Origin of the sequence: Thioalkalivibrio sp. ALJ4, assembly GCF_000377225.1 — a bacterium.
GTDB lineage: Bacteria > Pseudomonadota > Gammaproteobacteria > Ectothiorhodospirales > Ectothiorhodospiraceae > Thioalkalivibrio.
Window position 1 is genome coordinate 317,358 of the sequence record NZ_KB897919.1, and the last position, 16,339, is coordinate 333,696.

At 64.6% G+C, this 16,339-nt stretch carries 17 protein-coding genes; all 17 read right to left on the reverse strand.

All coding sequences use genetic code 11. The features are described from left to right. Positions 1 to 100 precede the first annotated feature (100 nt). The 17 genes from flhA to C936_RS0111085 all read right to left on the reverse strand — a co-directional run bounded on the left by flhA (position 101) and on the right by C936_RS0111085 (position 16,203). Positions 101 to 2,212, reverse strand: a complete 2,112-nt coding sequence (gene flhA, locus C936_RS0111005; RefSeq protein WP_018174312.1) for a flagellar biosynthesis protein FlhA — start codon at positions 2,210 to 2,212, stop codon at positions 101 to 103. Continuing rightward, on the reverse strand, positions 2,212 to 3,363 hold the full coding sequence (gene flhB / locus C936_RS0111010; protein ID WP_018174311.1) for a flagellar biosynthesis protein FlhB: 1,152 nt from the start codon (positions 3,361 to 3,363) through the stop codon (positions 2,212 to 2,214). The genes flhA and flhB overlap by 1 nt, the downstream gene beginning before the upstream one ends. A gap of 1 nt (position 3,364) precedes the next feature. Continuing rightward, on the reverse strand, positions 3,365 to 4,126 hold the full coding sequence (fliR, locus tag C936_RS0111015; protein ID WP_018174310.1) for a flagellar biosynthetic protein FliR: 762 nt from the start codon (positions 4,124 to 4,126) through the stop codon (positions 3,365 to 3,367). 18 nt (positions 4,127 to 4,144) lie between these two features. After that, positions 4,145 to 4,414 (reverse strand): flagellar biosynthesis protein FliQ, encoded by a 270-nt coding sequence (fliQ, locus tag C936_RS0111020; RefSeq protein ID WP_012982568.1) that lies wholly within the window; start codon positions 4,412 to 4,414, stop codon positions 4,145 to 4,147. 11 nt (positions 4,415 to 4,425) lie between these two features. Continuing rightward, a complete protein-coding gene (gene fliP, locus C936_RS0111025; protein ID WP_018139231.1) occupies positions 4,426 to 5,193 on the reverse strand; it encodes a flagellar type III secretion system pore protein FliP in 768 nt (255 codons plus the stop codon). After that, entirely contained in the window at positions 5,193 to 5,636 is a 444-nt protein-coding gene (gene fliO, locus C936_RS0111030; protein WP_018139230.1) for a flagellar biosynthetic protein FliO, read from the reverse strand. The genes fliP and fliO overlap by 1 nt, the downstream gene beginning before the upstream one ends. Positions 5,637 to 5,639: 3 nt before the next feature. After that, positions 5,640 to 6,239, reverse strand: coding sequence for a flagellar motor switch protein FliN (gene fliN / locus C936_RS0111035; RefSeq protein ID WP_018139229.1), 600 nt, complete (start codon positions 6,237 to 6,239; stop codon positions 5,640 to 5,642). Positions 6,240 to 6,251: 12 nt separating this feature from the next. Next, positions 6,252 to 7,226: a flagellar motor switch protein FliM gene (fliM, locus tag C936_RS0111040; RefSeq protein WP_018174309.1), complete on the reverse strand. Its 975-nt coding sequence runs from the start codon at positions 7,224 to 7,226 to the stop codon at positions 6,252 to 6,254. Between the two features lie 8 nt (positions 7,227 to 7,234). Further along, a complete protein-coding gene (gene fliL, locus C936_RS0111045) occupies positions 7,235 to 7,723 on the reverse strand; it encodes a flagellar basal body-associated protein FliL (protein WP_018174308.1) in 489 nt (162 codons plus the stop codon). Positions 7,724 to 8,012: 289 nt separating this feature from the next. Continuing rightward, a complete protein-coding gene (locus tag C936_RS0111050; protein ID WP_018174307.1) occupies positions 8,013 to 9,098 on the reverse strand; it encodes a flagellar hook-length control protein FliK in 1,086 nt (361 codons plus the stop codon). 64 nt (positions 9,099 to 9,162) lie between these two features. Then, complete coding sequence (locus C936_RS0111055) at positions 9,163 to 9,615, reverse strand: flagellar export protein FliJ (RefSeq protein WP_026278837.1); 453 nt, start codon at positions 9,613 to 9,615, stop codon at positions 9,163 to 9,165. 1 nt (position 9,616) lies between these two features. After that, positions 9,617 to 10,993, reverse strand: a complete 1,377-nt coding sequence (locus C936_RS0111060) for a FliI/YscN family ATPase (RefSeq protein WP_018174305.1) — start codon at positions 10,991 to 10,993, stop codon at positions 9,617 to 9,619. Further along, complete coding sequence (locus C936_RS0111065) at positions 10,990 to 11,691, reverse strand: FliH/SctL family protein (RefSeq protein WP_018174304.1); 702 nt, start codon at positions 11,689 to 11,691, stop codon at positions 10,990 to 10,992. Before C936_RS0111065 ends, C936_RS0111060 begins: the two co-directional genes overlap by 4 nt. After that, a complete protein-coding gene (fliG, locus tag C936_RS0111070) occupies positions 11,688 to 12,704 on the reverse strand; it encodes a flagellar motor switch protein FliG (RefSeq protein ID WP_018139222.1) in 1,017 nt (338 codons plus the stop codon). Before fliG ends, C936_RS0111065 begins: the two co-directional genes overlap by 4 nt. After that, positions 12,691 to 14,349, reverse strand: a complete 1,659-nt coding sequence (fliF, locus tag C936_RS0111075; protein ID WP_018139221.1) for a flagellar basal-body MS-ring/collar protein FliF — start codon at positions 14,347 to 14,349, stop codon at positions 12,691 to 12,693. The genes fliG and fliF overlap by 14 nt, the downstream gene beginning before the upstream one ends. A 29-nt stretch (positions 14,350 to 14,378) precedes the next feature. Continuing rightward, a complete protein-coding gene (gene fliE, locus C936_RS0111080) occupies positions 14,379 to 14,708 on the reverse strand; it encodes a flagellar hook-basal body complex protein FliE (RefSeq protein ID WP_018139220.1) in 330 nt (109 codons plus the stop codon). A gap of 121 nt (positions 14,709 to 14,829) precedes the next feature. Then, entirely contained in the window at positions 14,830 to 16,203 is a 1,374-nt protein-coding gene (locus tag C936_RS0111085; protein WP_018862906.1) for a sigma-54-dependent Fis family transcriptional regulator, read from the reverse strand. Positions 16,204 to 16,339 lie beyond the last annotated feature (136 nt).

Here is a 16,339-nt window from a genome sequence, read left to right on the forward strand (position 1 = left end):
CGTGCCCGGTACCGTCTCACATTCATCGCTGTTCTCCCGCTCCGCTCAAGGAAAACACTGATCAGTGTTTCCCTCTCGTATCCGATCGCTACTGTTCGTCTCAGGCACCTGTGGGCGTTGCCTGCCGGGCCGAGTCTTCCTGGCCCACCGTGGCCACCACGCGGATCCGCCGGTTATCGGGGATCTCGGTAAAGGCCAGCACCGCCAGGCTGCGCACGGCTCCGCGGAGCCACCCGGCAATCCAGGAGCGGATCTCCGGGGCCACCACCAGGATGGCCGGCTGCCCGCTGGCTTCCTGGCGCTGGGCCGCCTCGGACACCGACCGCTGCAGGCGTTCCGCCAGGCCCGGTTCCAGCCCCACGGTCTCGCCATTACTGCCCTGAAGAGACTTATGCAAAAGCTGTTCCAACGAGGGATCGAGCGCGATCAATGGCAGCTCATCGTCCGGTCCCACAAGGTCCTGCACGATCGAGCGCGACAGCGAGACACGCACGGCCGCGGTCAAAACGCCGGGATCCTGACTCTTCACGCCCTCCTCTGCCAGGGTTTCGGCGATCGTGCGCAGGTCGCGGATCGAGACCTGCTCGGCCAGCAGGTTCTGCAGGACCTTCAGGATTACCGACAGCGAGAGTGTCTTCGGCACCAGATTCTCGACCAGCTTCGGCGAATGCCGTGCCAGCTGGTCCAGCAGATGCTGGGCCTCTTCGTGACCAATCAGGCGATGGGCGTTCTCGCGGAAGACCTGCGACAGATGCGTGGCGATCACGGTGGAACAGTCGACCACGGTGTAGCCGGCGCCCTGCGCCTGATCGCGATCCGCCGGATCGATCCACAAGGCGTCCAGATTGAAGGTCGGATCCTTGGTCGGCGTGCCCGGAACGGTGCCGAACACCTCGCCCGGATTGATCGCCAGCTCGCGATCGGGGAAGACCTCGGCCTCCGCCACCGTGACACCCAGCAGGGAGATGCGATAGGCATTCGGACTCAGTTCCAGGTTGTCGCGGATATGGACCGGTTGCAGCAGGAACCCCAGCTCCTGGGAGAGCTTGCGGCGCACACCCTTGATCCGACCCATCAGCTGACCGTCCTGAGTGCGATCCACCAGCGGGATCAGACGATAGCCGACTTCCAGGGAGACGAGGTCGATCGGCGGCACGTCGTCCCAGGTGAGATCGCGATTTTCCGGACTGGTGTCCGCCGCTTCGTCAGGCACGCGCTCCACATCCACGGCCTGCTCGCGCTCGCGCCGCTGCATCAGGTAGGCCGAGCCAATGGCCAGCGAGGCGAGACCCAGGAACACGGCATTGGGCATACCCGGCACCAGCCCCAGCGCGGCGATCACGCCACCTGCCACGTACAGCACGCGCGGGTTCGAGAACATCTGCCCGAACACCTGCTGGCCCATGTCCTGGGTGCTGGAGACACGGGTCACGATGATCGCGGTGGCCGAGGACAGCACCAGCGACGGGATCTGCGCGACCAGACCATCGCCAATGGTCAGCAGCACGTAGTTCGTCGCGGCGTCGCCCATCGACATGCCGTGCTGCAGCGTGCCGATGGTCAGGCCGCCAATGATGTTCACGAACAGGATGAGAATCCCGGCGATTGCGTCCCCGCGCACGAACTTCGAGGCACCGTCCATCGAGCCGTAGAAGTCCGCCTCGCTGGCGATCTCCTCGCGGCGCTTGCGCGCCTCTTCCTGGGTCAGAATTCCGGCATTCAGGTCGGCGTCGATCGCCATCTGCTTGCCCGGCATGGAATCCAGGGTGAACCGGGCGCTGACCTCGGAGACACGCCCCGCGCCCTTGGTCACCACCACGAAGTTGATGATGATCAGGATGGCGAACACCACCAGACCGACGGTGTAGTTGCCGCCCACGACGAAATCGCCAAAGGCCTGGATGACCTGGCCCGCGGCGTCAGTGCCGGTATGCCCCTCCAGCAGGATCACGCGCGTGGAGGCCACGTTCAGCGCCAGGCGCAGCAATGTGGCGACCAGCAGCACGGTCGGGAAGACTGCGAACTCCAGCGGCCGCGGCGTGTAGACCGCGACCATGATCACGACCAGCGACAGCGCGATGTTGAAGGTGAACAGGACGTCCAGGGCGATGGGCGGCAGCGGCAGCACCATCATCGAGAGCATCGCGATCAGCAGGATCGGCGCCCCCAGGCCCCACTTGCCGACAGTCCCCAGGCGGTCGAAGAAGGCCATTAGCGGTTCCTCCGACGGCCGCGCGGCTGCTGCGGATCGAGATAGTCTTCCGGCACCGGCAGGTCATCCGGCATCGCGACGTCTGCATCCGCGCGCTTCAGCTGATAGACGTAGGCGAGGATGCGCGCGACTGCGACGAACAGCCCGTTCGGGATCTCCTGGTTCAGGTCCGTGGTGAAGTAGATTGCACGCGCCACCCGGGGTGCCTCGACGCGAATGATTTTGTGTTCGTCCGCGACCGCGCGGATCGACGCCGCGACCTCGTCCACGCCCTTCGCCACGAGCTTCGGCGCAGCCATGCGCGAGGCCTCGTAGGTAATCGCTACCGCGTAGTGGGTCGGGTTGGTGATGACCACGTCGGCCTTCGGGACTTCCTCCATCATCCGGCGCTGCGCCATCTCCTGCTGCAGCTGCCGGATCTTCTGCTTGACCTCCGGCTTGCCGTCGGTCTCCTTGTACTCGTCCTTCAGCTCCTGGCGCGTCATGCGCAGCTGCTTCTGGTGGTTCCACATCTGAAACGGCGCGTCGATCGCGGCCACCAGGATCAGTGCGGCCGAGACCGCCACGAACGTCCCCAGCGCCAGCTGCGCCGCGTGCGCGATCGCTTGCTCAAGGGGCTCGTAGCCGAGCATCAGCAGGCGATCCGAAAAGGTCCACAACACCGACATCGCGACACCCGCGATGAGCACGAACTTGGCGAAGGTCTTGCCAAACTCCATCAAACCCTGCCACGAAAAAATGCGCTTGAGACCCTTGAGCGGGTTCAGCTTGGAGGCCTTGGGTTTCGCCGCCTGCCAGGAGAAGTTGGCGCCGCCGATCAGGATGGGCGCCAGTACCGCCGCGACCATCAGCACGCCAAAAAGCGGCAGCAGCGTGCGCAACGTCATGAAGATCTGTTCCGACAGATACGGCAGCAGCAGCGAGCTGTCATAGGCCAGATCACGCTCGATGTCGAAGCGCCCGGCCGTCTGTTCGGCCAGCTGCCCGCCCATCGTCGGCCCGAAGAACGTCATGAACCCGCCGGCCGCCATCAGTACGAGGAAGGTCGACAGCTCCCGCGAACGCGGGACCTGACCCTTCTCCTTCGCCTCGCGCAGGCGTTTCGGAGTCGGCTGTTCGGTTTTCTCTTGTCCGCTCTCGTTCTCGGCCATCCTAGAACCCCAGCATCGCTTGCATCAGGCCAAAACCTTCGAACAACAGATCCCCAAGCCGCTCCGGCAACCCGGGCATGGTCAGCATCAGCAGGATGAAGCCCATCAGGATCATCATCGGAAAGCCCACCGCGAAGATGTTCAGCTGCGGCGAGGCCCGGGTAATCACCCCCATCGACAGGTTGACCAGCAGCAGCGAGGCCACCGCCGGGATCGCAACCAGCACGGCCCCCTGGAACATGACACTGCCAAACGCGATCAGCGACGCCAGCGCCTCGGCATCCAGCCCCGAGGGGGCGACCGGCAGCGTCTCGAAGCTGGTCAGAAGCAGCTCGAGCGCGATCAGATGCCCATTCATTGCCAGGAAGATCAACGTGGCCATGATCACGAAGATCGTGGAGACCACCGGCACCTGCACGCCCTGTGCCGGATCCACGATCGAGGCGAAACCAAGACCCATCGACAGTGCGATCACCTCGCCGGCCTGCGTCAGTGCGGAAAAGACCATCTGCAGGATGAAGCCCATCACCAGACCGATCAGGATCTGGTGCACGGTCACCACTACCCCCTCGATGCTGATCGGGTCCACCGCCGGCAGCGCCGGCCCCTGCATGGCCACGAAGATCGCCAGCACCAGGGCAAACAGGATGCGCACCGTCGCGGTGAGCTGATCACCGCCGAACACCGGCATCACCAGGAGCATCGCCCCAATGCGGGCAAACGGCCACATGACCGCCCCCACCCACACGAGGATCTGCTCCATGGCGAGGTTCACGGCTGCCTACCCCACCATGCCCGGCGCGGCATCATAGAGTCGCTCCGTGTATTCGATGATCAGCGCCAGCATCCAGTGCCCGGAGATCAGCAAGGCGGCAAACATCGCCAGCAGCTTGGGGATGAAGGACAGCGTCATCTCCTGGATCTGGGTCGCGGCCTGCAGCATCCCGATCGCCAGGCCCACGGCCAGGGCCGTCAGCAGCGGCGGCGCGGCCAGCAGGACCACGACCGTGAGCGTCTCGCGCCCGACATCAACCACCATTTCGGGTGTCATCGCGTATCCCCCTAAACGAAGAAGCTGGTGGCAAGCGTGTTCATCATCAGCGCCCAGCCATCGACGAGGACGAACAGCATCACCTTGAACGGCAGCGAGATGATCAGCGGCGACAGCATGACCATCCCCATCGACATCAGGACGGACGCCACCACCAGGTCGATAATCAGGAACGGAATCAGGATCAGGAATCCGATCTGGAAGGCCGTCTTCAGTTCGCTGGTTACGAAAGCCGGCACCAGCAGGCGCAACGGGATGTCATCAGCGTCATCGAATCCGTCGATGCCGTTGATCTCGGCAAACATGCGGATATCGCTCTCGCGGGTGTGCGCGAGCATGAACTCGCGAAGGGGCTGCACACCGGCCTGCAGGACTTCTTCGGTCCCCATCTCCTCGTTCATGTACGGGACCACGGCGCTCTCGTAGATCTCGTCGAATACGGGTGCCATCACGAACAGGGTGAGGAAGAACGCCAGGCCAATGAGGATCTGGTTCGAGGGGGTCTGCGTCGTCCCCAGCCCCTGGCGCAGGATCGCCAGCACCACGAGGATGCGGGTAAATGCCGTCATCATGATCAGCGCCGCCGGCAACAACGTCAGCAGCGTCATCAGCAGCAGGATCTGCAGGGTGACGGAATAGGTCTCGCCGCCCTCGCCGTCGGTGGTCACCGTCAGCGCCTCGATCCCCTCGCCGCCGAACTGACCCCAGGCCAGCCCCGGAAGCAGCAACAGCGCCAGCGCCAGAACGGCGCGCGGCAGGTACCTGAGCCGACCCGCCATCACGACCGCTCGCCTCCCGCCTCGCGCCGACCCGAGACGGCTCGGCGCAGCGCACTGGAGAAGTCAGGCGTCGTTGCCTCCTCGACGCTGACCGGCTCCCGCAGCGTGTGCAGGGTCCGCATCCCCGAGGGTGCGACCCCGATCAGGACCTGCTCCTCCCCTACCTGGACCAGCATCAGGCGCTCGCGCGTCCCCACCGAGCGCACCGCCACCAGCTCGATGGTCTGCGAACCCCGGCTCAGGCCACCCTGTGTCCGGCGAAGAATCCAGCCCAGAACGACGATCGCGATGATCACGATGACCAGCCCGCCGATCATCTGCGTCAGGTGGGCGGCGGCCGAGATCCCGCCGTTCGCCTCCTCGGCGAGGCCAATCGCAGGCCAGAGCCCCCCTGTGCCGGTCAGTCCGAGGACTGCCAGCCAATGTGCAAATCGTAGTTTCATCAGTTACTTGAGCTTGCGAATGCGTTCACTGGGGCTGATCACGTCAGTCAGCCGTATGCCGAACTTCTCGTTGACCACGACCACCTCGCCATGCGCGATGAGCGTCCCGTTCACGAGCACATCCAACGCCTCCCCCGCGAGTCGGTCGAGCTCCACCACCGACCCCTGGTTCAACTGCAGCAGATTGCGAATGGGGATGCGGCTGCGACCGATCTCCATCGAGATGGTGACCGGCACATCCAGCACCATCTGCAGATTAATGTCCTCGGCCGACATGCCGGCCGACGCCGCCAGTTCCTCCGGCTTCAGAGGTTCGGCCTCCGGATCGGGCTTGTGCTTGCGCTCCCTTTTCTCCGCTCCCATCAGGGGATCGGCCGATTCACTTCCGCTACTGCTGGCCTGGGCCTGATTCAACAGCTCGTCCGGATCGGCGGCCGGCTCACCGTCGGTGTCCTTCTGCTCGGCCAGCGCTGCGGCCCATTCGTCCGCCAGGGCGTCCTGGTCCTCTTCGGATTCCCCTTCGGCTGCCTCCGTGGTCACGTCACTGTCCTCACTGGAAGCCAGGCTCTCGTCGTCTTTCTTGTTGTCTTCGGTGTCTGCCATGGGTGCAGCCCTCTATCGCTTGATAATGCGATCCGTCACCTGGATCGCATTCTTGCCATCGGATACGCCAAACTTCCCACGAAACAGCGGGATATCTTCGACTCTCAAGGTAACGGTATCGGGGAGATTGATCGGGATGATGTCGCCCGGCTGGATGTCGAGCAGCTCCTGCACCGTCACTTCGGTCTCGGTCAGGGTGGAGCTCACCTCGACTTCCGCGTCCTGAATCTCTTCTTCCAGCGCCTTCATCCAGCGTTGATCCACGTCGGACCGGTCCGATTGCAGCCCGGTATCCAGCTGCTCGCGGATCGGCTCGATCATCGAGTACGGCAAGGTGAAATGCAGATTGCCGCCGCCACCATCGAGCTCGATATGGAACTCGCTGATCACGACGATCTCGGTGGGCGAGACGATATTGGCGAACTGCGGGTTCACCTCCGAGTTCAGGAACTCGAAGCGCAGATCCATCACCGGCTGCCAGGCCTTGACCATGTCCTCGAATGCGCCTTCGAGGATGCCGTGGACCACGCGCATCTCCATCGGCGTGAAATCCCGTCCCTCGATGCGCGTGTGGTAGCGACCGTCGCCACCAAAGAAGTTGTCGACCAGGATGAACACCAGCTTCGGGTCGAACACGAACAGACCAGTCCCGTGCAGCGGATGCGCCCGCACCAGGTTCAGGCTGGTCGGCACGAACAAGGAGTGCATGTACTCCGAGAACTTCGAGACCCGAGTGCCGACCACGGAGAGCTCCGCAGAGCGACGCAGCATATTGAACAGGCGTACCCGGAGGTGTCGTGCAAAGCGCTCGTTGATCATCTCCAGCGTGGGCATCCGCCCACGCACGATCCGATCCTGCGTCGCGAAGTTGAACTCGCGGGCCTCTCCGTCATTCGGAAACGGGTCATCCGTTTCGATATCGCCGTCATCGACCCCATGAAGGAGGGCGTCGATCTCGTCCTGGCTGAGGATGTCCGTTTGCGCCATGGTTCTGCCTACTGCATGACCAGTTCGTTAAAGCGCACCGCTTCCACATCATGTGGTGCGTCCCGCTCCTCAAGGATCTCGGCGATCGCCTCGCGCAGCTCCTCGGCGAGCGATTCCTTCCCGTCACGCGTATTGAGGTCGTCGTAGTGTTTCTCTCCAAGCAGGCCCAGCACATCGTTGCGAACGGCCGGCATATGCCGCTCCAGCGCTGCAATCACCTCGGGGTCGGTTGTCACGACGCTTAGCTCGAGCCGGAGATAGCGAATGCGTCCGGGCCCATCAATGTTCACGGTCATCGGCTCCAGTCCGTGATAGTGGCGCTCGGCAGGGCCTTCTTCGCCGGTCTCTTCCTCGCCACCGCCGGACAAGAAAAACCACGCAGCCGCCGCGCCGGCCCCGGCGAACACGAGCACCAGTAAAATGACAATCCAGAGCAGCCCTTTCTTGCCCTTTTTGCCGGCGCCTTCTTCACCCAGTTCGACTTCTTTCTCCGCCATTTCCTACCCTCGAGATTCGTGAATCCGTCCATGTTGACGGCACGGGATCGCGCTGACTATTGCCTGAACTCATAGCAAAGGCAGTGCCAAGATTGGTTTACGTAATATTTTCCGACACTTAAGAAGGGGAAAAGAGAACTCTGGAGGGGTGCAACCGGGAAAGAACAAGGGGATCGTCAAGATTCAGCCGCCCCGAACCCGGCAGAAGACGGGATCTTGGCGGCACACAAACCGGGGATGGGAACGACCGGGCGGGTTTACGCACCCGGTCTTTTGCAAACGGACTTACTCAGGCGAAGAGGTCAAGTCGGCGGTTCAGAATCGAAAGGGTGCTACCCGTAGCCTGCTCGCCTTCGGCTTCGGACTCATCAGCCTCGCGCCCGGCCCGCTGCCCGTCAGCCAATTCCTGCTGACCTTCACGCTCTTCGGCCGCCTGATCGGACACGGTCGCATCCTCGAGCGTAAGGCCGCTCTGGGCAAGACTCTCGCGCAGCCGAGGCATCGCCGCCTCCAGAACCTCGCGGGTCACCGGATTTGCACTGATGAACTGGACGGTGGCTCGATCACCGTCCACGTTCAGGCGGACATCGAGTGTCCCCAGCTGCGGCGGGTGCAGCTTGATCTCGGTACGGCCGCCCTGGGCACGCGCCAGCATGCGGATCTGGTCCGTCAGCTCGCGCTCGCCACCCGGCTGCAGCAGCCGAGCCAGGTCCAGGCGCAACGAGCTGCGTGAACCCTCGCTGCCTTCCGCAGCCTGTACATGCGCCGGCAGAATGCCGGCCAGAGGTTCCGCGCGTCCCTGCGCCCTTTGCGTATCAGTCCCCTGGGACATCCATTGCGCCAGCAGCTCCAGAACATTCTCGCGCGAAAGGCGGCTGTTCGGACCGAGCAGCTCGGTGCCCGCCCCGCCGCCTGAAGCAGCCGAGCCCTGGCTGGACTCGAGGAACAGCCGCATGACCGCTGCAGGCAACGGCTTGATCTCGCGCGCGCCACCGTTGCCTTCGCCGCGCTCCATACGTGCAACGGACGGACCGGGGCGATCATCCACTGCCGTCATGAGCGCGGCCAGCGGCAAATCCTTGCCGCCCGATTCCACCTCGACGGCCAGTTCGCCTCCGTCCATCAGGGCTTGCAAGCGGGCCAGCATGCCCTCCAGATCGAGCCCTTCAAGCTCCTCTTCACCCACGCCCAGATCGGCCAGCAGCGCCTCGAGCTGCGGCTGAAGAATATCGAGGAAACCCTCGCCTTCTGCGGTTTTCAGGTCCTTCAACCCTTCGAGGCCTTCGAGCGCCTGAAGGTCCTTGAGGTCACTGCCACCCCCCAACAACTGCAGCAGCGGCATCATCCCCTGGCCGGCATTGCCTGTCGCGATCATCAATGGATCCTCTGAGTCATTGCCCGGCTCGTACGCCTTTGATGGGCATTCCTGGTCAGCTCATTCAAGATTCTTGCCAGTCGTTGTTCGTCTCCTGCGTGCGCGTGTGCACCTGCCGTGTCGCCCACATGTCCTGCTCATGCTGGCGACGGCGATCGGCCTCCCGCTCCTGTTCTGCAATGCGGCGCTCCAGGAGCTTTTCCAGGGACATCACCGCCCGGTGGCGGAGCAGCCACTCCTGGCGTGCCTGCTCCGCCTGGGCGCCTGCGGCCTGCGCGCGAAGGTCTTGCTGTTCCAGTGCATGCCGCAGCTGATCCCGCATCCCGGAAAGCCACTTGAGCTGATTCGTGTCATCGGGCAGTGGCGCCCGGAGATACTCGAGCTGATAGCCCTCCAGCTGGGTCCGCTGGGTCTCGACCGCGTCCAGTTGCTGCAACCGCGCCCCCAGTTGACGCGTGGCTTCACTCTCTTCAACGCGTCGCAGACGCAGAAGACGGTCCAAGCGCCGAGAATCCATTTCAGGCGCCCCCGATCAAGGCCAGCAGTTCGTCGCGGGCCTGATCAAACCCGACCGCCTCGTCGCGACCCTGCCCAAGGTAGGCCTCCAGCCGCTCGTGCATCGCCACCGCTTCATCCAGATGCGGATCCGCTCCCCTGCGGTAGGCGCCCACGGCGATCAGGTCGCGGTTGCGCATGTAGGTCGAGGCGAGATCCCGGAATCGCCGGGCCGCCTGCTCGTGCTCCGGCGTGATCAGCGCGCTCATCACTCGCGAGACCGACGCCGACACGTCGATCGCGGGATAGCGTCCGGTCTCCGCGATCTCGCGCGACAGGACCACGTGCCCGTCGAGGATCGCACGCGCCGCATCCACAATCGGGTCGTTCTGGTCATCGCCCTCGGCGAGCACCGTATAGAACGCCGTGATCGAACCACCGCCCACATCCCCGTTGCCGGCCCGCTCCACCAGTTGCGGCAGACGCGCGAACACCGAGGCGGCGTAGCCCTTCGAGGCCGGTGGCTCGCCAATCGCCATCGCGATCTCGCGCGCCCCCTGGGCAAAACGCGTGAGCGAATCCATCAACAGCAGTACATTGAGCCCCCGGTCGCGGAACGACTCCGCCACCGTGGTGGCTACCCAGGCCCCGTGCTGGCGAAGCAGCGGCGACTGGTCGGCGGGCACTGCCACGACCACGGTGCGCTGGCGTGACTCCTCATCCAGGATCTCGTGGATAAATTCATTTACTTCGCGCCCACGCTCACCGATCAGCCCGACCACGATCACATCGGCATCAGTGTTGCGTGTCATCATCCCGAGCAGAACGCTCTTCCCGACACCGGACCCGGCGAACAGGCCCAGCCGCTGCCCACGGCCGACCGACAGAAGGCCGTTGATCGAGCGAATCCCGACATCCAGCGGTTCCCGCACCGGAGCCCGCTGTAGCGGGTTGATCGGCCGCCCCGACAGCGGACTGTGGTCACGCGCGCGCAAGGGCCCTTTGCCATCCAGCGGCTGGCCATTGGCATCGATCACGCGCCCGAGCAGCGCGTCCCCGACCGGGATCTCGCGTTGGATATCGAGTGGTTCGATGCGCGCACCGGGCGTCAGGCCCGAGGCAAGCTCCTCCGGCATCAGAAAGGTGCGGTCGTTCTGGAACCCCACCACCTCGGCCGGGACGGCCGCGCCATTCTCGCCGTGGATCAGCGCCCGGCCACCCATCGGAAGGCGCAACCCCTCGGCCTCGAAGGTCAGGCCCGTCAGCCGCGACAGGCGGCCTTCGGACTGTGGCGGTTGCACGCGCTCCAGCCGGCCACGCGACTGCTGCAGACGATCCAGAAGCCCGGTGGTCAGTTGCTCTTGCCCACGCTTGCGCAGGGTATCGAGGGGCGAGCTCATGAATCGTCCCCCGATACCGAAGCATCCTCGGGCGCCGTCGAACGGGCAGGCTCAGCCAGATCGCCCCAGACCGCCTCGACCGCCTGTTGCAGGCGGCGCTCCAGCGAGGCGTCCACAGACGCCGCGCCCGACTCGACGCGGCAGCCACCCCGAACAAGGTTCGTATCCGCGACCCAGCGCACCCGCGTATCCAGCGACTGGACATACTCTTCCAGCAGGTTGCGGTCATCCGGGTGCACATGCACCCGCACTTCCTGATTCCGCCCAGGCAGTTGTGCCAAGGCCTGATGCAATACCTGTTCGATCAGTTCCGGTCGGGTCTCCAGCTCGGCAGACAGCACTTTGCGGGCCAGGGCGACGGTCAACGCCAACAGCTCCGGCTCCAGCTGGTCGGCTGCTTCGGCCAACGGGTCGGTCAGCCCACCCGCCAATGACTCCAGTCTGGCGACCGTCTCGCGCAGCTGCTTGTCCGACTTTGCCCGCGCGGCCTTCTCGGCCTCCTGTTTCCCGACCTCGTGGCCTTCGGCGTATCCGGCCTCGAAGCCATTCTGACGTGCCTGTTCCTCGATCGCCTCGATCTCGGCGGCCGTGGGCAGTCGTCGGGGCGGCCGCAGGCCTTCATCGCCAATCTCTGGCGGTTCCCAAACCGACGCGTCGGGGTCATGGACCCGCACCTGGGCGCCGGGACGGGATGTCACAACATCGCCTCGCTACCCTGCCCGCCGAGCACGATCTCGCCGTTCTCGGCGAGGCGACGGGCCACCGCCAGGATCTCCTTCTGCGCCGCCTCGACCTCGCTCACGCGGACCGGGCCCTTGGCCTCCAGATCCTCACGCAGCATCTCGGCCGCACGCTTCGACATATTGCGGAAAATCTTGTCCTGGAGCTCCTCTTCGGCGCCCTTCATGGCCAGCACCAACGAGTCTGTCGAGATCTCGCGCAACAGGGTCTGGATACCGCGATCGTCGATATCCACCAGGTTCTCGAAGACGAACATCTCTTCTTCGATCCGCCCGCCAAGGTCCGAATCGGACTCCTTGATGGATTCCATGATCTCGGCCTCGCGCGACCCTTCCATCAGATTCATGATGTTGGCCGCCGTGCGAACCCCACCCAGCATCGAGGTCTTGCTGGCGGCATTCCCCGAAAGCTGACGATCGAGGATTTCATCCAGCTCCTGCAGCGCCTGCGGCTGGATGCCGTCCAGCGTCGCGATTCGCATCACGACGTCCGTCTGCACGCGGGTAGGCAGGTATTGCAGCGTGTCCGATGCCTGATCGGAATCCAGGTGCGACAGGACGATCGCGACGATCTGTGGGTGTTCGTTACGCAGCATGTCGGCGATCGCGCGCGGGTCCAGCCACTTAAGGGCCTCGATCCCCTTGGAATTGCGCCCCAGCAGGATCCGGTCGATGACGCCCGAGGCCTTCTCGCCAAGGGCGTTCTCCAGCACGCTGCGAACGTACTCGTCCGCACCCACGCCGAGCGCCGTTTGCTCCTGCACATGCGCGGAAAACTCGTGCAGCGCGGAGTCCACATCCGCGCGCGAGATGCGGTCCATCGAGGCCATCGCCGTCCCGATCTTCTGGACCTCTTTGGGCCCCATATGGCGCATGACCTCGGCGGCGGCATCCTCGCCGAGACTCATCATGAACACCGCGGCGCGTTCCGCGCCATCGAGCTTCTTGGGTTGCTTGTCAACGGCCATCATCACCCAACCAGGTCTTCATTACCTGCGCCACGCGCTTCGGATCCTCGCGCACCATCTCGCGTACCGCCTCGAGATCCATCTCCTGCTGATCGGGCCCCTTGGGGCCCGTCAGTGCGGCCACGGCCGACTGCGAGCCCGCCGGCGCACCGGGACTATCTTCGTCCGACTGGTCCGTCAGCGCCCTTTGCTGGTCGGCCCGCGGATCACGCGGCGGGCTTGCCATCAGCTGCTTGAGCGCCGGGCGAACCACCGTGAGCAACAGAATCAACGCCAACAACAGGCCTGCGCCGATCTTGACCATCTCGAGGAACCACGACTGAGACCAGAACGGCACCTCGTCTTCGATCATTTCTTCCGCCGGGGCCTCAAAGGGCGCCGTCACGACATTCAGCGTATCGCCTCGGGCCTCCGAGAATCCAACCGCTTCTCGCACCAGCGCTTCGATCCTTTCCAGCTCCTCCGCATCGCGCGCCACGCTCTCGCTGGCTCCGTCCTCGCCCAGCTGCTCACGGAAGTCCACCACGACCGCGGTGGACACCCGGCGGATACCGCCCGGCGCCTCGCGGATATGGTTGATGCGTCGATCGACCTCGTAGTTACGCGTAACGTTGGCGCTGCGGCTCGTCGGCAGCGGCGCCGGGGCCACCTCACCCTCAGCGCCCTCAACCGCCCCGCCCTCCGGCGGCTGATTGGTCAGGGCGCCGGGGACTCCCGCCGGCCCACCATCCATCCCGGTGCGCTCGTCCTCGCGCGTCTGCTCCGAACGCAGGGCGATGGTCTCGGGATCGTAGAGCTCCTCGGTGCGTTCCACCTGCGAGAAATCGATATCGGCATTGACCTGGACGCGCACCTTGTCCGAACCCACGATCGGCGCCAGCAGATCGTGGATGCGCTCGGCGTAGCGTTGTTCGACCTCGCGCGAGAACGACAGGCGGTCACTGCTGGCCATGCCGCCACGATCGGCGCCGTCCTGCGTCAACAGGCGGCCACGCTGATCGACCACCGTCACCCGCTCCGCCTCGAGCTCCGAGGTGCTGGAGGCCACCAGATGCACGACCGCGGCCACCTGCGACTCGGAAAGCGAGCGACCACCCCGGAGATGAACAACCACCGAGGCAGTGGCCGGGCGGCGATCGCGCACGAATACCGACTGTTCGGCCTGCGCGATATGCACGCGTGCCCGTTCGACCGCGTCCAGAGACGCAACGGTGCGCGCCAGCTCGCCCTCCATCGCGCGATGAAAGCGCGCCCCCTCCACCATACGGCTGGTACCCAGCCCGGTGTCTTCCTGCAGCAGCTCGAAGCCCACATCGCCCGAGCGCGGCAGGCCTTCCGATGCCAGCTGCAGTCGCGCCTCGGCCAGATCCCCCTGGGGCACCTTCACTTGTCCGGTCGTGGCGTCCACCTGGTATGAAATACCGGCCTGGGACAGCGCCTGCACGACTTCCGCTGCCTCCTCGCTTTCCATGCGCGGAAACAGCGGCACATACGTCGGCCGGAAGGCCCAGTACAGTACCGCCACGATCACCACGATCGCGCCGGCGAGCATGCCCAGAAGCGCAAGCTGACGCCCCGCCGGCATGCCATTGAACTCGCGGATACCACCCGTGATTACGGTCGGCAGGGATTGTGCGTTCTCGGCCATGAGTACTTATTCTCCGTGCGGTCCGCGCATCAGACCTGCATCCGCATGATTTCCTGATACGCATTCAGGAGCCGGTTGCGTACCTGGTTCGTGGCCTCGAACGCGATGCTCGACTTGTTCATTGCCACCATGACCTGGGGCAGGCTGACGTTCTCGTCGCCCAGCTCGAAGCGAGTCTGTAGATCGGTCGCACTCTGCTGAACATCATTCACCCCGCGCAGCGAGTCGCGCAGCACGTTCTGGAAATCCGCCCCGCCGACCTTGCCCGGCTGCTGCGCGGGATTGGTGCCTTCCACGCCCGAGCTCTGCGTCAGCTGGCGCATCTGGGCCAGAACGTTCTGAATCTGCATCTCGCTCATGATTCGACTCCCCTATTCGCCATCCACGCCCACGTGTGCGTGTCTTACCCTTCGCGCCAATGCCCGATGTGGCCTGTTGGCGTCGAAACAGCACGAAGCAAAGGCCGTGCCAGTGGTCTCACTAGTGACTCGACGAAGGCACCGCGAAGCCCGATTCCCGCAACCGGGCAATCTTGTAACGCAATGTTCTGGGGCTGATTCCCAGACGTTCCGCGGCCTCCTTGCGGCGCCCGCCTGACTCGCGCAGGACATTGAGAATCACCCGACTCTCCTGGGTCTGCAGGGTCTGTTCCAGCATGGGCGTCGAGTTCTCGTCGACCGAGTCGCGGTCATCCGGGTCCGAAGCGTCCGATGGCCGACACTCGTGCGTGCCCCAGGGCATCAGCATGTCCAGGTCCAGCCAGATCGCTTCGACACCGATAACGGGTCCGCGCGCCGCATCGTGCAGCGTCACCGCACGTTCCATCACATTGGCGAGCTCGCGCACATTGCCCGGCCAGTCGTGCTCGACCAGCCGTTTCCGGGCAGACGCATCGAGATCGGTCAAGGCATTGCTGCTCAACCGGCGCAGCAGGGTGCGCGCCAGCGGCACGATATCCTCCGGACGCTCGCGCAAGGGCGGGATCCAGACAGGAAAGACATTCAGGCGGTAGTAGAGGTCGTCGCGCAGCACCCCTTCCGCCAGTGCCTCGCGCAGGTCACGGTTCGAGGTCGCGATCACCCGCACGTCCACACGGCGGGCCTGCCGGCCGCCCAGTGGCTCTACCTCGCGTTCCTGCAGCACCCGTAGCAGCTTGGCCTGCAGGTTCACCGGGATCTCCGTGACCTCGTCGAGCAACAGCGTCCCGCCGTGGGCCTGGGCGAACTTCCCGGGCCGCGCCTCCAGTGCCCCGGTAAACGCCCCCTTCGCATGCCCGAACAACAGGGCCTCCAGCATCGTCTCCGGCAGTGCCGCGCAGTTGACGGCCTCGAACGGGCCGTTCGCACGTGGTGAGCGGGCATGCACCTGGCGGGCCAGCACCTCCTTGCCAACGCCTGACTCGCCGGTGACGAATACCGTCGCCGGGCTTGCGGCGATCCTCGAGACAAAGGCGTCCAACAACTGCATTGAGGCGCTCTGCGCCACCATCCGTGGAACCACAATGCTTGGCGACGGCCTGGCCACCGAACGCAGCCATTCAGCCATGGACTCGGCCATCTCGGGAAGGGCGAAATGCGCGGCCAAGCCTTCACGCAAGGCCCCGATCTCGGCGTCCTGCGTGGCGTCGTGCCCGACCGCGGCGACCGGCATCCGCGCCCCCAACTCAGCCCAGTGGCCCGGGGCATCCCTGCGCGCCACCAAAACCGCACGAGGGCGATGCGTCTCCAGTGCGACCGGTAGCGCCTCGCTCCGGCAAGATTCCAGCCGCACGCGCGGGATCGTCGCCAATACGCGGACCACCGCCTCGCGCAGCGCGGGTTCCGCATCGACTAGGAGAATGGTCGCTCTGGACATATACCGGTTCCTCGGAAGTTCAGGAGGCAACCAGCAAGAACCAAGCCAGAAAGAAGAAACGAAATAACTACAGGTACTTAACAAGGGGTCCGGATGCGCGTCGTCAAATCCTCGTCGGGCGTTCCGGTATCAACGC

Excerpts from the sequence above, each read along its gene's own strand:
- flhA (WP_018174312.1), bottom strand. The coding sequence starts at position 2,212 with ATGGCCTTCTTCGACCGCCTGGGGACTGTCGGCAAGTGGGGCCTGGGG.
- flhB (WP_018174311.1), bottom strand. The coding sequence starts at position 3,363 with ATGGCCGAGAACGAGAGCGGACAAGAGAAAACCGAACAGCCGACTCCG.
- fliR (WP_018174310.1), bottom strand. The coding sequence starts at position 4,126 with ATGGAGCAGATCCTCGTGTGGGTGGGGGCGGTCATGTGGCCGTTTGCC.
- fliQ (WP_012982568.1), bottom strand. The coding sequence starts at position 4,414 with ATGACACCCGAAATGGTGGTTGATGTCGGGCGCGAGACGCTCACGGTC.
- fliP (WP_018139231.1), bottom strand. The coding sequence starts at position 5,193 with ATGGCGGGTCGGCTCAGGTACCTGCCGCGCGCCGTTCTGGCGCTGGCG.
- fliO (WP_018139230.1), bottom strand. The coding sequence starts at position 5,636 with ATGAAACTACGATTTGCACATTGGCTGGCAGTCCTCGGACTGACCGGC.
- fliN (WP_018139229.1), bottom strand. The coding sequence starts at position 6,239 with ATGGCAGACACCGAAGACAACAAGAAAGACGACGAGAGCCTGGCTTCC.
- fliM (WP_018174309.1), bottom strand. The coding sequence starts at position 7,226 with ATGGCGCAAACGGACATCCTCAGCCAGGACGAGATCGACGCCCTCCTT.
- fliL (WP_018174308.1), bottom strand. The coding sequence starts at position 7,723 with ATGGCGGAGAAAGAAGTCGAACTGGGTGAAGAAGGCGCCGGCAAAAAG.
- C936_RS0111050 (WP_018174307.1), bottom strand. The coding sequence starts at position 9,098 with ATGATCGCGACAGGCAATGCCGGCCAGGGGATGATGCCGCTGCTGCAG.
- C936_RS0111055 (WP_026278837.1), bottom strand. The coding sequence starts at position 9,615 with ATGGATTCTCGGCGCTTGGACCGTCTTCTGCGTCTGCGACGCGTTGAA.
- C936_RS0111060 (WP_018174305.1), bottom strand. The coding sequence starts at position 10,993 with ATGAGCTCGCCCCTCGATACCCTGCGCAAGCGTGGGCAAGAGCAACTG.
- fliG (WP_018139222.1), bottom strand. The coding sequence starts at position 12,704 with ATGATGGCCGTTGACAAGCAACCCAAGAAGCTCGATGGCGCGGAACGC.
- fliF (WP_018139221.1), bottom strand. The coding sequence starts at position 14,349 with ATGGCCGAGAACGCACAATCCCTGCCGACCGTAATCACGGGTGGTATC.
- fliE (WP_018139220.1), bottom strand. The coding sequence starts at position 14,708 with ATGAGCGAGATGCAGATTCAGAACGTTCTGGCCCAGATGCGCCAGCTG.
- C936_RS0111085 (WP_018862906.1), bottom strand. The coding sequence starts at position 16,203 with ATGTCCAGAGCGACCATTCTCCTAGTCGATGCGGAACCCGCGCTGCGC.